Below are 14,749 nucleotides of genomic sequence, written 5' to 3' on the forward strand. Positions count from 1 at the left end.
CGCGTCCTTCCAGCGTAGGGCCGCTCCCACAGGATCGCGCGGCGAGTCCCGTCGGGGGGCGGGGCGGCCCCGGGCGGGGGCGGACGACCCCGCCGACAGGCACCCGGGGGATCACTCCGGGCAGCCCGGCAGACCGCCCGGGCGTCCGGCTCCACGCGGGTCGCGCGGAGCGCGGGCCCGCCCGGCGGGCGGACCCGCGGCCCTCACCGGTCGGGGTCGGCGGGGGGCGGCGCGGTGGAGGCCGTGAGGGCCTCGTCGAGACGCGCGGCGAGGCGGGGATGGGGGCCCGCCAGGTGGGCGCGGGCAGCGTGCAGGGGGGCGAGGAGCGCGGCGGGGTCGTCCTGGGCCAGCGCCTCGTCGAGCCGGCCGACGGGAGGCCCGGCCGCGGGCGGGAGGTCGGCGAGGGCGGTGATCTGCCCGGCGATGCGGCGCAGCTCCGCCGCATTGCGGCGGGCCCAGCCGGCGCTGGCGCGGTCGGCCGCGCGGCGGTCGCGGGTGGCCTGGACCCGCTGCTCGCCGGTGGCTCCGGCCGGCCCGGGCCGGTTGCGCAGATAACGGCGCTCGGCCGCCTGCCTACTGGCCACGCCGAGGGGGTGGGCGAGCTCGGCCCAACTGGCCCCGGCGCCGCGAGCCGTCTCGATCAGGCCGGTCTCCCACCCGGCGAGCTGCTCCCGGACCTGGCGCAGCAGGAGGAGGGAGGCCAGTGCCTGTTCCGGGGCGGTCGCGGCCACGGCGGCACCGGATGCCTCCCCCCGGGCGGTGCGCAGCGCGTCGTCGATGGCCTCCAGCGCCGCCGCGGCCGCCAGGAACGAGGCCGGCCCCTGGGCGTCCGAGAGGGACGGGGGCGGTTGGTCGGGCTCAGGCATGTCCACTTCTCCCTGCGTCATCGTCTCGACGACATCGCGTTTGTCATCCATTGGATGACATGGTACAACGGAATCGTTGAAGCGCATTGGCAGTTACTGCCCGAACCTTCTGGAGGTGTTTCGCGATGTTGATGCGCACCGACCCGTTCCGCGAACTCGACCGGCTGGCCCAGCAGCTCACCGGACCCGGAACCTGGTCACGTCCCTCCGCGATGCCGATGGACGCCTACCGCGAGGGCGACACGTACGTGGTGTCCTTCGACCTCCCGGGCGTCAGCACCGAGGCGATCGACATCGACGTCGAGCGGAACATGCTGACCGTCAAGGCCGAGCGCCGGCCGACCTCGAAGCGGGACGACGTGCAGATGGACCTGTCGGAGCGGCCCCTCGGCGTCTTCTCCCGCCAGTTGGTGCTGGCCGACACCCTCGACACCGAGCACATCGAGGCGGACTACGAAGCCGGGGTGCTGACGCTGCGCATCCCGATCGCCGAGCGCGCCAAGCCCCGCAAGGTCGCCGTCGGCGACGGCTCGCGCAGGCAGATCCCCGGCTGAGCCCGGCCCTCCGCACCCCGCAGGAGGGCGGGCCCGCGCGCTCCGGCCCGCCCTCCGCACCCCCGACGTCCCCGGTGCCCGTTCCCCCGAGGAACGGGCACCGCACCACGACCACGACCGCCCCCCCGGGTCGGACCGCCCCGCGCGGGCCGCGGCCGGGCACGGCGGCAGAAAGGCACCCCCGCAGAGATGTCCGCCCGGCACGCACCGCTCCCGCAGTCGTCCGTCACGACGTACGACCAGATGCTGGAGAGGGTCCGTTACGCAGGCGCCTACCCGACCCGGGCACGCGCCGAGGAAGCCGTCCACCTCGTCCTGTCGGGGCTCGGCCGGCAGCTCACCGGAGTCGAGCGCTCCGAACTGGCCGCCCGGCTGCCCGAGGAGGCCGCCCGCGTCCTCACCGCACAGGCTCCCGACTCCCGTCCCCTGACCGGCTGGGGATTCGTCAAGAGCCTGGCCACCCGCGCCGGCGCGGGGCTCGCCACGACCCGCTGGGACACCGGCTCCGTCCTCACCACCGTCGCGGACGCCGCCGGCCCCGACCTCCTCACGCGCATCCTGCGCCGGCTCCCCGGCGGCTACGCCCTCCTGTTCGGCCGCGCGGAACTCACCCAGGCCGCCTGACCGGTGGCCGCGGGCCGTGCCGCACGCCGCCGCGGGCCCGCGCACCCGCTTCGGAGCCTGCCGCCCCACGCGCCCCTACGCTTCCGGGGCGGGCGATGCCGACCGCCGCGCGGGCCCTCGGGGCCCTGTGTGCCGTGCCGGGTCCGGGCACGCCCGCGTGGGCGCCTCGGACACCGCGCGGTTCCGGGTGGTGACGATCCGGGTCCGGGCACGCCCGTGTGGGCGGCCCCACCGCGGGTAGGCGCGGGGAGTACGCCCGCCGGGCAGCCGGGTCCGGCCGGGCGTTCCGACCCGAGGAGGCCGGCCATGCTCAAGGCCATCGGCGATGTACTCGCGAAGATCGGGGGAGCCGTCGCCACCGTGGTGACGCTGCCCTTCCGTGCCCTCGCCCGCCTGTTCGGCGGAGCGTCGGACACCGCGCACGGCCATCACTGACCGTGGGCACCGGGCCGCGCCGCGAGAGCGCCGGCCACGCCCCGCCACGGCGACGCGCGCTCCGCGCCGCCGGGCCCCGACGCCGCAGGAGAGAGGTGATGCCGATGGACCGGTGCGAGGACGAGCCCCGACTCCCCGCCCCGCACGACCTGCCGATCGCCGGCTACGACCGTCTCCCCCGGGTCGCCATCGAGGCGCGCGTGGCGCGCCTCGACCGCGGCCAGGTGGAAGCGCTGCTCCGCTACGAGGGCGAGCACGCCGACCGCACCCCCGTGCTGCGGCTGCTGACCCGCAGGCTGCGGGAGTTGCGGGACGACAGCCATGACGCGGACGCGCCCGGCGGGTACGGCCCACCGCCGCGCCGCACCGTCCCGGGCAGCAGGACCCCATGAGCCCCGCTCTCCGCGACGCGCCCCCTGACGCCGCGACCTCCACCCACCGCACGCGCGCCGCCGCCTGAGCGGCTGAGGGCGAACCCCCGCACCGGCCGCCAACTGCCAGGAGCCACCCGCGCGTCCGCCGCGGCCCACCCGACGCGCCCGCCCGCGCCGCCCCGCCTCCCCACCTGCGCGGCCCGCCCCGCCCGCGCCCGCGCGGCCTCGTCCACCCGTCCGGCCCGAGAACGCGCCACCCCCGGCCTCCGGCCGCACACGTTCACCCCGTGAAGGCGCCACTCCACCGCCCCCGCGGGCGGCCCTCACTCCGCCGTGCTCGCGGCGGCGGCCTCCTCGGCCCGGCGGCGGAGGCGTTCGCGCTGCGGGAGCACCGTGTACTTGGGGTCGTCGGCCGACGCCACGCCCGCGTGGAAGACACCGAAGCGCGTGCAGGCCGAGGCCGCCAGCAGCAGCGCGCCGCTCAGCGCCGCCGCCGAGCGGCTGCGGCGGGCGCGCAGGACCGCGCCCGCCGCCCCCGCCGCGGACAGCGCGGTCGCCGCACGCATCAACCGTCCGCCGCGTCCGTGCCGGTAGGGCTCGGCGATCATGCCGAGCCTGCGTTCCATGGTGACGACGGCGGCGGTCTCCACCGCGGTGCCGAGCAGCGCGCCCGCGACGGCGGGGGCGTTCTCGCCGACGGGCGAGGCCAGCAGCGCCATCCCCGAGGCGGCCAGCGTGGCGGAACCGGTGAACACGAAGGGCAGTTCGCGGTACCCGTCGTGCCAGGCCGGGACGGCGGTGTCGGCGGCGAGCACCGCCGTGTACGCGGCGACGGCGGACCCGAGCAGCGCCGCGGACCCGGTGGCGGCGCGCCCCAGGCGCGGCAACCGTCCGGTCAGGTCCAGCACGGCGGCGGCGCCCGCGGCGGGCCCGTAGGCGGACAGCAGCCAGGAGCCGACGCTCATGGGCGAGGTGGGGCGCAGCACCCGCAGCATGTGGGCGAACCGGGCCGGGCGGCCGAGGTCGTGGACGAGCGCGGCGGCCGAGCCGGTGACGGCGGCCAGGGAGGACACCTTGAGCGCGCGGGCCATGACGGGGCGGCCGGTGGCCCCGGCGCCGGCCGCGACGACGGAGCCGGCGCCGGCGAGGCCGCCGAGGAAGAAGTAGCCGGCGATGTCCCGAGCCCGCCAGGTCGGCCGTTTGATGATCGGCCTGCCGTAGTAGGAGGTGAACTCGGCGCCGGGCACCATGAGTTCCTCTCCCCCGCGGCCGCGGCGGCGGCCGCGCGCCAGGGGGGCCGTGGTCGCGGTGCCCTGGCCGCCGGGTGCCTGCCGGCCGGGGCGTTCGCCGTGGACGCCGTCCCGGCGGACGGAGGATCTGCTCATCGAGGTCCCTTCCGGTGGGTGCCGCAGGCGGCGAAGACGGCGGCCAGGCCGCCGAGCAGCGACGCGGCGGCGTACCCGGCCTGCCGCCACATGGCCGGCAGGTCCCGGGTGGTGACGACCGGGTCGGGCGGCAGGCCGTAGACCTCGGGCGCGTCCAGCAGCAGGAAGAAGGCGCCGTCGCCGCCGACGCCGTCGCCGGGGTCCGCGCCGTAGAGGGCGGCTTCCGGCACGCCCGCCGCGTGCAGTTGGTCGACGCGGGCGGCGGCGCGCCGCCTCAGCTCGTCGAGCGGCCCGAACTGGATGGACTCGGTGGGGCACGCCTTGGCACAGGCGGGTTCCATGCCGGCGCCGAGCCGGTCGTAGCACAGGGTGCACTTGAAGACGCGGCCGTCCTGTTCGCGCTGGCCGATGACGCCGTAGGGGCAGGCGGGCACGCAGTAGCCGCAGCCGTTGCAGATGTCCTGCTGCACCACCACCGTGCCGAACTCGGTGCGGAACAGGGCACCGGTGGGGCACACGTCGAGGCAGGCTGCGTGCGTGCAGTGCTTGCACACGTCGGAGGACATCAGCCAGCGCAGTTCGGTGCGGCCGTCGGGCGACGGCGGCGCCGGTGCGGCGCCGGCCGCGGAATCCGCCGCCCGCGCCGGGAGGTCGGGCGCGCCGGCCGCGGCGGGCTGCCCGGCGGCCAGGGCGAACACGTCGACGCCGCTGTGGTCGGGCGCGGCCGCCGGGTCCACCGGCCGGTCGGCCGCGTCCGCGGGGGCGGGCGGTCCGAGCGGGCGGCTCTGCTCGACGAACGCCACGTGCCGCCACGAGTCGGCGCTCAGCCCCTGGGTGTTGTCGTAGGACATGCCGGTCAGGGCGAGGCCGTCCTCGGGAACGGCGTTCCACTCCTTGCAGGCCACCTCGCACGCCTTGCAGCCGATGCACACGGAGGTGTCGGTGAAGAAGCCGACCCTCGGCGGGTGGTCGGGGCCGTGGCCCGCGTCCCCGGCCGGGTCGGGCTCGGCTCCGGCGAGCAGGTTGCGACCGATGATCGAACTCATCCCGTCACCTCCGTTCCGGTGCCCCCGGTCGTCCCGGCGCGCCGCCGGTAGGAGGCGATCAGGTCGAGCAGTTCCGGACCGCGGGGGCGGCGCCCCGGGCGGATGTCGGCGGTCAGCGCCTTGACCTCCTGGATGTGCACGTTGGGGTCGAGCGCGATCGCGGTCAGCTCGTTGGCCGCGTCGCCGGTGCTGTAGCCGTTCGGCCCCCAGTGGTAGGGCAGTCCGATCTGGTGGATCGTCCGGCCGCCGACGCGCAGCGGGGTCATCCGCTCGGTGACCAGCACCCGTGCCTCGATGGCGCCGCGGGCGGTCACCAGCGTGGCCCAGCCGGAGTGCTCCAGGCGGCGTTCGGCGGCGAGTTCCGGGGAGACCTCGCAGAACATCTCCGGCTGGAGCTCGGCCAGGTACGGGGACCAGCGGGTCATGCCGCCGGCGGTGAAGTGCTCGGTGAGGCGGTAGGTCGTCACCACGTACGGGAAGACGTCCGCGCCCGGGTCCCGCCCGCTGGGGTGGAAGCGGTTCTGCTCGCGGGAGGGGACCCGGCGCACGGGGTTGCGCTGCTGGTCCGGGTGGACGGGGTTGCGCACCGGCGAGTCCTGCGGCTCGTAGTGCGCGGGCAGCGGCCCGTCGACCAGCCCGGCGGCGGCGAACAGCCAGCCCTTGCCGTCGGCCTGCATGATGAACGGGTCGGCGCCGCCGAGCGCGTCGGGTCCGGTGGCGCCCTCCGGCGGGCGGTGGGAGGGCGGCCGGTCGGCGATGAAGTCGGGCACGTCGTGGCCGGTCCACCTGCCCTGCTCGCCGTCCCACCACACGTACGCCTTGCGCTCGCTCCAGGGCCGCCCCTCGGGGTCGGCGGAGGCCCGGTTGTACAGGATGCGGCGGTTCGCCGGCCAGGCCCACGCCCATTCGGCCGCCACCCAGTCCTGTTCGGTGTGCGGCTTGCGGCGGGCGGCCTGGTTGACGCCGTCGGCGTAGACGCCGCAGTAGATCCAGCAGCCGCACGCGGTCGAACCGTCGTCCTTCAGCTCGGTGGAGGCCGACAGGTGCCCGCCGTCCGGGCCGCGGCCGTTGATCTCGGCGAGGACGGCCTCGGCGCTGGGCTCGGCCAGCTCCCCTTGCGTGGGGTAGTCCCAGGCCAGGTCCATGAACTGGCGGTCGGCCGGGTCGGTGGACCAGGCCAGGCGGTCCCTGACCAGGCGGCCCAGGTGGTAGACGAACCACAGGTCGCTGCGGGCGTCGCCGTCGGGCTCCTTGGCGGGGTGGTGCCACTGGAGCATCCGGTTGGTGTTGGTGAAGGACCCGGCCTTCTCGACGTGGGCGGCCGCCGGGAAGAAGAACACCTCGGTGCCGATGTCCTGCGTGCGCAGCTCGCCGGTCTCGATCTCCGGGCCGTCCTTCCACCACGTCGCGGACTCGATCAGGGAGAAGTCCCGGACCACCAGCCAGTCCAGCCGCGCCATGCCCAGCCGCTGCATCCGGGCGTTGGCGGAGCCGACCGCGGGGTTCTCGCCCAGGACGAAGTAGCCCTTGCACACGCCTTCGAGCTGGGCCAGGACCGTGTCGTAGGTGCTGTGCGAGCCGGTCAGCCGCGGCAGGTGGCCGAAGCAGAAGTCGTTCCGGGCCGTGGCCGCGTCGCCGTAGTACGCCTTCAGCAGGCTCACCATGTACGCGCGCATGTCGCCCCAGAAGCCCTTGTCGGTCCGCACCGCCTCCACGAAGGTGTCCAGGTCCTGGTGGGCGTGCGCGTGCGGCATCGGGAGGTAGCCCGGCAGCAGGTTGAACAGGGTGGGGATGTCGCTGCTGCCCTGGATGCTGGCGTGGCCGCGCAGGGCCTGGATACCGCCCCCGGGGCGGCCGATGTTGCCCAGCAGCAACTGGAGGACGCAGGCGGCCCGGATGTACTGGGCGCCGACGGTGTGCTGGGTCCAGCCGACGGCGTAGACGAACTCGGTGGTGCGCTCGCGGCCGGAGTTCTCCACCAGGGCGCGGCAGACCTCCGCGAAGGTCTCCCGCGGGATGCCGCAGACCTCCTCGACCATCTGCGGGGTGTAGCGGGCGTAGTGGCGCTTGAGGATCTGGTAGACGCAGCGCGGGTGGCTCAGCGTCGGGTCGCGGTGCGGCTCGGGCGCGACCCGGGGCCCGCCCGAGCCGTGCGACTCCGAGCCCCCCGCGGCGGCCCGCGCCCTGTCCTGCCCGGTGCGCCGAGCGTCCTGGGGGTCGCGTTCGCCCGAGGCGGCCTGGACGTCACCGCCTTCGTACTGCCAGGTCTCCGTGTCGTAGTGGCCGGTCTCCTCGTCGAGCCCGGAGAAGACGCCGCCGAGGTCCTCGGTGTCCTGGAAGTCCTCCCGGATGATCGTGGAGGCGTTGGTGTAGGCGAGGACGTACTCGCGGAAGTCCGAGCCGGTCTGGAGGACGTGGTTGATGAGGGCGCCGAGGAAGGCGATGTCGCTGCCGGCCCGGATCGGCACGTGCAGGTCGGCCAGCGCGCTGGTGCGGGTGAACCGCGGATCGACGTGGATCACCTTCGCGCCGCGCGCCTTGGCCTCCATCACCCACTGGAAGCCGACCGGGTGCGCCTCGGCGAAGTTGGAGCCCTCGATGACGATGCAGTCGGCGTTCTGAAGGTCCTGGAGGAACGTGGTGGCGCCGCCGCGCCCGAAGGAGGTGCCGAGGCCGGCGACGGTCGCGCTGTGGCAGACCCGCGCCTGGTTCTCCACCTGGATCACACCGAGCCCGGTGAAGAGCTTCTTGATCAGGTAGTTCTCCTCGTTGTCCAGCGTCGCGCCGCCGAGGCTGGCGATGCCCAGGGTGCGGTTGACGCGCACCCCGTCCACCTCGTCCTGCCAGTTCTCCCGGCGGGTGCGCACGACCCGGTCGGCGACCATCTCCATGGCCGTCTCCAGGTCCAGCCGTTCCCAGTCGGTGGCGTGCGGCCGGCGGTAGAGCACCTCGTACCGCCGCGCGTCGCCGGTGGTGAGCTGGAGGGTCGCGGAGCCCTTGGGGCACAGCCGGCCGCGGCTGACCGGCGAGTCCGGGTCACCCTCGATCTGCACGATCCGGTCGTCCTTGACGTAGACGTTCTGCGCGCAGCCCACCGCGCAGTACGGGCAGACGGACTTCACCACCCGGTCGGCGTCCTCGGTCCTGGCGGTGAGCGCGCGGGTGCGCGGCGACGCGGCGGCGGCCCCCCGCCCGAGCGGGTCGTCGCCGGTGAGCTGCCGGTACACCGGCCAGTCCTGGAGCCAGGTGCGTACGCCCATGAGGTCCTGCTTCCCTCCGTGCGCGGAAGTGGCGCCCCCCGCGCCGGGACGGCGACGGAGCGGTGCGGCGCCCCCGGGTGCCTTCGGCCGGCGCCCCGCGCGTGACGGCCGCCGGGCCGGTCGGTGCGGGGGTTCCCCCTCCCTGGTACCACGGGGGATGCCCCGGCCGCCCGGTGGGCGCCGCCGCCCGGCGGAGGCGCGGGGGCCGTTCAGGCGGTCGGCCCGACGGATGCGGCGACGCGCCAGGAGGGGCGGCGCAGCAGGAAGGGGCGGCGCAGCCGGGAGGGGCGGGACCGCAGGCGGGCGGGGCGCGTCGCGCGGGCCGGCCCGCGGCCGCGCGAGGGCCCCGCGGGCGGCCGTTCAGGCCAGGCCGCGGGGGCGGTGCCCCTGGGCGAGCAGGGCGTGCAGGTGGTGGCCGAGGTCGTCCGGGTCCGACAGCGGGCGGAGGAACCGCAGGCGGACGTCCTGCCGGCGGCGGCCGTAGTCCAGCCGCAGGACGATCCCGTACCGGTCGAGCGCCAGCGGGGTGACGCGCGTGACGCCCAGGAGCTGGCGGGTGTTCAGCAGGCGGGCCAGCGCCTCCACATGGTCCTGGTGGTCCTCGGCCAGGTGCAGCAGCAGCCGGGCCTCGGCGGTGGCGAGCGGGTCCGGCAGCGCGGTGGCCAGGGCCCGGGGCGCGACCAGGGCCGTCGCCCGGCCCTCGGTGGTGAGCCCGACCTGGCGGAGGTCGGCGCGCAACCGCACGGTTCCCGCGGGGCCGGGTTCCGGCGCGTACAGGCGGGCCAGGACGCGCACCTGCGCGCGGACCCGGACCGCCACCGGGACCGGCGCGACGTCGGTCCACTCCAGCACCGCCGGCATGCCGCCCGGCCCCGCGGCCCGGGCCTCGCCGGCCAGGTGGCAGTCGGCGGGCAGGCGCAGCCGGGTCCCGGCGCCGAACTCCACGGCCGCGCCGACCATCACCTCCTCGCACGCCCACACGGTCGTCGCGCTGAGCGAGTCGGCGGCCGCGAGGACGGTCCGCACCCTCTCGGCAGGCGTCGGTTCGCACACGGTGGCCGTCTTGAAGACGCTCACACATCCCTCCCAGGAAGTTAGGCAAGCCTTACCTTACTTATGCGGTGGGCATCCTGCCAGTACCGGAGGCCGCGCAATGGCCCGCCCCATTTCCCCGACCCGATTCCCCGCGCCGATTCCTCGCGCCGCTCCCCGCGGGGATCCCCGCGCGGATTCCCGCGACAGGACGGCGCCCGGACTCCCCGGCCGCCCGCGGCAGTTCGCCGAACAGCCGCGTGACGGCCCGGGGCAGCCGATAGCGTGGGACCGGCACCAGGTGTCGGGTCGGCTCGGCGGCGAGGGAGGGGACCGTGCCTGCGGATCGGACCACTGCGGGCGGGCAGTTGCCGCGGCTGCGACTCGACGAGCTGCTGGAGGAGCTCCAGGTCAGGATCGACGCCGTGCGGGGCACCCGGGACCGCGTCCACACCCTGCTCGAAGCGGTGCTGTCCGTCGGACGGGACCTGGACCTCCGCCAGGTGCTGCGGCGCATCGTGGAGACGGCCGCGGCGCTGGTGGACGCGGAGTACGGCGCGCTGGGCGTGATCGGCGAGGACGACCGGCTCGCGGAGTTCCTGACCGTGGGCGTCTCCCCGCAGCAGGCCGAGGCGATCGGCCCGCTGCCGTCGGGCCACGGCATCCTCGGCGAACTCATCCGCCACCCCGCGCCCTTGCGGCTGCGGGAGCTGTCCGAGCACCCGGCGTCCCACGGCTTCCCTGCGCACCACCCGCCGATGCACTCCTTCCTCGGCGTGCCCGTCCGGGTGCGGGAGGAGGTCTTCGGCAACCTCTACCTGACCGGGAAGCGCGGCGGGCGGGAGTTCGACGGCGAGGACGAGACGCTGCTGTCGACGCTCGCGGTCGCCGCAGGCGTGGCGATCGAGAACGCCCGGCTCTACAAGGCGGCCCGCGACGGCCAGCAGTGGATGTCGGCCAACGCCGAGGTGGTCGGCGCGCTGCTGTCGGGGGCGGACGAGAGGGAGGTCCTGCGGCTGATCGCGGAGCACGGGCGCCGCAACCTCGACGCGGACCTCGCCGTCGTGGCACTGCCGGTGAGCGGGACCGGCGACCTCCAGGAGGTGATCGCCGTCGGCGTGGACGCGGACGCGCACCGGGGCCTGGTGCTGCCGCGTGAGGGCAGCTTCATGGGGGCCGCGATGCAGGCGCGGCAGCCCCTGACCACCCGCCGGATCGCGACGGACCCGCGGGCGAGCGCGGGCCCGCCCCGCTGGGCCGGTCTCGGCCCCGTGGTCGCGGTGCCGATGGTCACCGACGACGGGGTGCGCGGCGCGCTGCTGCTGGGCCGCGCGGCCGGCTCGGCGGCCTTCACCGAGGCCGAGACGTCGCCGCTGCTCGGCTTCGCCGGCCAGGCCGCGCTCGCGCTGGAACTGGCCGAACGCCGCCGCGCCGCCGAGCAGGTGGCGCTCCTGGAGGACCGCGACCGGATCGCCCGGGACCTGCACGACCTGGCCATCCAGCGGCTGTTCGCCACCGGCATGACGCTCCAGAGCGCCCTGCGCTTCGTCGAGCACCCGGAGGCGGAGGAGCGCCTGGTGCGCGCGGTGGACGACCTCGACGAGACGATCAAGATCATCCGCTCGACGATCTTCGGCCTGCGGGCACGGGACGCCGGGCCCGGCGGGCACGGCCTGCGGGCCCGGGTCTCCGCCGCTGTCGAACAGGCCGCCCGGCCGCTCGGGTTCACGCCCGCCCTGCGGATGGAGGGGCTGATCGACACCGACGTGCCCGCGCCGGCGGCCGACGAGGCCCTCGCCGTGGTCACCGAGGCCCTGTCCAATGTCGCCCGCCACGCGCACGCCCGCTCCGGGGAGGTCTCGCTCGTCGCCGGCTCCGGTGTGCTGACCGTCAGCGTGACCGACGACGGCGTCGGAACCCCGGAGGGCGGGCGCCGCAGCGGCCTGCGCAACCTCGCCGAACGGGCCGAACACCTCGGCGGGGAGATGACACTCGGCGCCGGGGCGGGCGGGGGCACCCGCCTGGTGTGGCGCGTGCCGACCGCCGGGCCCGCGGCAACCCCTCCCCCGACCACCCCTTCCCCGACCGCCCGGGCCGCGGCAACCCCTCCCCCGACCGCCCGGGCCGACGGCCCCTGACCGTGGCCCGGGCGCGGTCAGGGAAGGACCACGACGCCGTCCTCGTCGACGTACACGGTGGCGCCGGGCCGGAAGGTGACGCCGCCGAAGGAGACCTCGCCGTCGCGCCGGCCGGTGCCCTGCTTGCCGCTCCGCAGGGGGTTGGAGCCCAGTGCGGCGACGCCGAGCGGCAGCCGGCGCAGCAGGGCGGTGTCGCGGACCGCGCCGTTGACCACGACCCCGGCCCAGCCGTTGGCCAGCGCCACCTCGGCCATCTGGTCGCCCATCAGGGCGCAGCGCAGCGAGCCGCCGCCGTCCACGACGAGCACCCGGCCCGCGCCGGGTTCGGACATCGCCTGGCGGGCCAGGACGTTGTCGTCCTCGCACCGCACGGTCGCGACGGTCCCGCGGAAGGCGCGGTGCCCGCCGTACAGCGTGAACTGGCCGGTGCAGGCGCCGATCGTTCCCTCGTGCGCGTCGCAGAGGTCGGCGGTGGACCAGGACGTCGGGTCAGCGGGCACGGGTGTCTCCTCCGGTGGCGGGCGTGCGGCGGCCGATGCCGGCCGGGACGGGGATCTGCCGCCAGCGCAGGTGCCGGCTCCGGACGGCGCGGGCGGTGCGGATCTCGACGACGGCGGTACGGGCGGCGAGCGCGTCCCGTGCGGCGTCGGGCAGTTCGGCGAGGTCGGTGACGAGCCGGCCCACGGCGCCCATGGCGGTGGCGATCCCGGCGATCCCGGGGGTCGGCACGACCGCGAGGTCGCCCCGGCCCGGGCCGGGGCCGAGCCGGTGGTACTCGGTGCCCAGCGCCTCGTCGTTGAGGACGAAGGTGGTGAGGTGCGCCCCGGCGCGGGCGGCGGTGTCGAGGTCCTGGGCGTGCATCATGAACCCGGCGTCGCCCTCGACGAGGACGACGTGGCGCTCCGGGGCGCCGAGGGCGACGCCCACGGCGGTGGTCAGGCCCTGGCCGATCGAGCCGAAGCCCTGGGCCAGGTGGAAGGAGCGCGGGGCGGCCGCCCGCAGCAGGGCCGACGCGAAGCCGGAGCAGTGGCCGTTGCTCACCACGATCACGGCGTCGTCGGGCAGCAGCGGGTCGAGGGCGAGGACCGCGTGGCGGGGATCGACCGTGCCGGGCGCGGGCTCGGGCGCGTAGCCGGCCAGTTCGTCGCTCCAGCACTCCGGCAGCGCACGCGCGGGCCGGAACCACGGCCGCGCCGGGGCCTCGTCCCGCAGCGCGTCGAGGAGCAGGGTGAGGGTGGCGCGGACCTCGCCGCGTACCGGCGCGTCGTCGGGGGCGGTCTCCGCGCCCGGGGCGGGCAGGACGTCGAGCCTGACCAGCCGGGCGTCGGGGAAGAGCGTGCCGGAGCGGGTGGTGCTGGCGCCGGCGCTCGACCCGAGGGCGAGGACGAGGTCGGCGTCGCGGAAGACCGGCTCGGCGTCCGGGTGGGACAGCCCGCCGGCGATGCCGAGGTCGAGCGGGTGGCCGTCGAACAGGCCCTTCGCCGGCAGCGTCGTCGCCAGTGCCGCGCCGGTCAGCTCGGCGAGTTCGGTGACGAGCGCGGCGGCGTCGCCGGCCGTCACACCGCGCCCGGCGAGCAGCACGGGGCGTGCGGCGTGCCGCAGTTCCTCGCGCAGCCGGGCCGCGGCGGCCCGGTTGGCGGCGTCGTCGACCAGGGCGGCGGGAGCGGGGTCGGGGACGCCGGCGGGGACGCCGTCGGGAGCGGGTACGGCGGGCGCCTTCACGTCCGCCTCGATCAGGTCCGCGGGGATGCCGACGACGACCGGGCGGCGGTCGCGGGCGGCCTCGGCGATCGCCGCCGCCACGACGGCGCCGGCGTCCTCCCGCGCGGTCACCGCCCGGTAGCCGGCCTCGCACGCCTCGACCAGGCGGCGCTGGTCGAACCGCTGGGCGCCCCGGTAGCCGGTGGGGGTCTCGCCGGCGAGCAGCACCAGCGGCGAGCGGTTGCGGGCGGCGACCAGCAGCGACGTGGCGGTGTGGCTGAGGCCGGGGCCGTGGGTGACCGAGCAGATGCCCACCCGGCCCGAGGACCAGCCGTAGCCCTCGGCCATCGCGACCGCGGCGCTCTCGTGGCGCACCTCGACGATCTCGACGCCCGCGTCCGCCAGCGCGAGCACGAGGTGCATGTTGCCGTCACCCATCAGGGTGAACACATGCGTGGTGCCGTGGTCGGCGATCACGCGGGAGACGGATTGGGCATGGGTCTGCACGGTGGTGCACCTTCTTCGTGTCGTCGGGCCCGGACGGCGGGCTCCGGTGCGGTTCAGAGCTGGTACCGGCGCAGACCGCCGTCGCAGGCGATCACCGTGCCGGTGACGTAGGAGGCGAGCGGCGAGCACAGGAAGACCGCCAGCGCCGCCAGTTCCTCGGGGCGGCCGTAGCGCCCGAGCGGGATCTCCCGCGCGTGTTCGGTGCGCTGCCGCTCGGTGTAGTTGCGGGACATCTGCTCGGTGAGGATGCGGCCGGGCGCGATGCAGTTCACGGTGACGCCGTGCGGGCCGACGTCGCGGGACAGCCCCTTGGACCAGGCGTGCACCGCGGCCTTCGCGGAGAACTCCGGGCTCATGCGGGGCGGTTCGGACTTGCCGGTGATGTTGACGACACGGCCCCAGCCGCGGGCGGCCATGTCCGGCACCAGTTGCGCGGCGAGTCGGCGCTGCTGGGTGAAGTTGAGCCGCATCGCGAGGTCCCAGTGCTCTTCCGTGGCGCCCTCGCGGGGCGACCGGTGCCCGCCCGCGCTGTTCACCAGGATGTCGACGTCGCCCAGGCCCAGGCGGGCCTGCTGCGCGACGCGCTCGGCGGCGTCCTGTGCCGTAACGTCCTGCGCGATGGTCACCGGGCGGGCGGCGCCGCGCCCGGCGAGTTCGTCGGCGAGCAGGTCGAGGGACTCCTGGCGGCGGGCGACGAGTGCCAGCCGCACCCCCTCGGCGGCCAGGAGCGTGGCGATGGCGCGCCCGATGCCGGCGCTCGCCCCGGTGACGACCGCGGTCTTGTCCTTGAGCTGGTGGTCCATGGCTTCCTTTCGTGCGGCGCGGGA

13 protein-coding genes are annotated in these 14,749 nt (G+C 76.1%); 5 read left to right on the forward strand and 8 right to left on the reverse strand.

What is annotated here, in order from left to right; genetic code table 11:
* Positions 1–203 precede the first annotated feature (203 nt).
* Complete coding sequence (locus RVR_RS01470) at positions 204–866, reverse strand: type III effector protein (protein ID WP_202238305.1); 663 nt, start codon at positions 864–866, stop codon at positions 204–206.
* Positions 867–991: 125 nt separating this feature from the next.
* Between RVR_RS01470 and RVR_RS01475 the strand changes: the two genes are divergently transcribed.
* The 4 genes from RVR_RS01475 (at position 992) to RVR_RS01485 (ending at position 2,871) form a co-directional block, all read left to right on the forward strand.
* Positions 992–1,420 carry an Hsp20/alpha crystallin family protein gene (locus RVR_RS01475; protein ID WP_202232038.1) on the forward strand — a complete coding sequence of 143 codons (429 nt, stop codon included), beginning with the start codon at positions 992–994 and terminating at the stop codon, positions 1,418–1,420.
* A gap of 189 nt (positions 1,421–1,609) precedes the next feature.
* Entirely contained in the window at positions 1,610–2,044 is a 435-nt protein-coding gene (locus tag RVR_RS01480) for a DUF2267 domain-containing protein (protein ID WP_202232039.1), read from the forward strand.
* Between the two features lie 306 nt (positions 2,045–2,350).
* The gene (locus tag RVR_RS38515; protein ID WP_272933051.1) at positions 2,351–2,479 is read left to right on the forward strand and encodes an LPFR motif small protein; all 129 of its coding nucleotides are present in this window, start codon (positions 2,351–2,353) and stop codon (positions 2,477–2,479) included.
* A gap of 98 nt (positions 2,480–2,577) precedes the next feature.
* Positions 2,578–2,871 (forward strand): DUF8129 domain-containing protein, encoded by a 294-nt coding sequence (locus RVR_RS01485; protein ID WP_237404506.1) that lies wholly within the window; start codon positions 2,578–2,580, stop codon positions 2,869–2,871.
* A gap of 305 nt (positions 2,872–3,176) precedes the next feature.
* Here RVR_RS01485 and nrfD read toward each other — a convergent pair whose 3' ends face one another.
* From nrfD to RVR_RS01505, 4 genes are all read right to left on the reverse strand, one after another.
* Positions 3,177–4,238 (reverse strand): NrfD/PsrC family molybdoenzyme membrane anchor subunit, encoded by a 1,062-nt coding sequence (gene nrfD, locus RVR_RS01490; protein ID WP_202232040.1) that lies wholly within the window; start codon positions 4,236–4,238, stop codon positions 3,177–3,179.
* Complete coding sequence (locus tag RVR_RS01495; RefSeq protein WP_202232041.1) at positions 4,235–5,284, reverse strand: 4Fe-4S dicluster domain-containing protein; 1,050 nt, start codon at positions 5,282–5,284, stop codon at positions 4,235–4,237. Before RVR_RS01495 ends, nrfD begins: the two co-directional genes overlap by 4 nt.
* Complete coding sequence (gene fdh / locus RVR_RS01500; protein ID WP_202232042.1) at positions 5,281–8,544, reverse strand: formate dehydrogenase; 3,264 nt, start codon at positions 8,542–8,544, stop codon at positions 5,281–5,283. The genes RVR_RS01495 and fdh overlap by 4 nt, the downstream gene beginning before the upstream one ends.
* 360 nt (positions 8,545–8,904) lie before the next feature.
* Positions 8,905–9,621 carry a DUF2470 domain-containing protein gene (locus tag RVR_RS01505; protein ID WP_202232043.1) on the reverse strand — a complete coding sequence of 239 codons (717 nt, stop codon included), beginning with the start codon at positions 9,619–9,621 and terminating at the stop codon, positions 8,905–8,907.
* 290 nt (positions 9,622–9,911) lie between these two features.
* Here RVR_RS01505 and RVR_RS01510 point away from each other — a divergent pair, with 290 nt between their 5' ends.
* The gene (locus tag RVR_RS01510) at positions 9,912–11,714 is read left to right on the forward strand and encodes a sensor histidine kinase (protein WP_237404507.1); all 1,803 of its coding nucleotides are present in this window, start codon (positions 9,912–9,914) and stop codon (positions 11,712–11,714) included.
* A gap of 17 nt (positions 11,715–11,731) precedes the next feature.
* On the opposite strand, the gene rraA is transcribed toward RVR_RS01510, so the two are convergent.
* From rraA to RVR_RS01525, 3 genes are read right to left on the reverse strand one after another with little or no spacing between them, the layout of a single operon-like run.
* On the reverse strand, positions 11,732–12,214 hold the full coding sequence (rraA, locus tag RVR_RS01515; RefSeq protein WP_202232044.1) for a ribonuclease E activity regulator RraA: 483 nt from the start codon (positions 12,212–12,214) through the stop codon (positions 11,732–11,734).
* A complete protein-coding gene (locus tag RVR_RS01520) occupies positions 12,204–13,922 on the reverse strand; it encodes a thiamine pyrophosphate-binding protein (protein WP_202232045.1) in 1,719 nt (572 codons plus the stop codon). Before RVR_RS01520 ends, rraA begins: the two co-directional genes overlap by 11 nt.
* 53 nt (positions 13,923–13,975) lie before the next feature.
* Positions 13,976–14,725: an SDR family NAD(P)-dependent oxidoreductase gene (locus tag RVR_RS01525; protein WP_202232046.1), complete on the reverse strand. Its 750-nt coding sequence runs from the start codon at positions 14,723–14,725 to the stop codon at positions 13,976–13,978.
* Between the last annotated feature and the right edge of the window lie 24 nt (positions 14,726–14,749).

Origin of the sequence: Streptomyces sp. SN-593, from assembly GCF_016756395.1 — a bacterium.
GTDB lineage: Bacteria > Actinomycetota > Actinomycetes > Streptomycetales > Streptomycetaceae > Actinacidiphila > Actinacidiphila reveromycinica.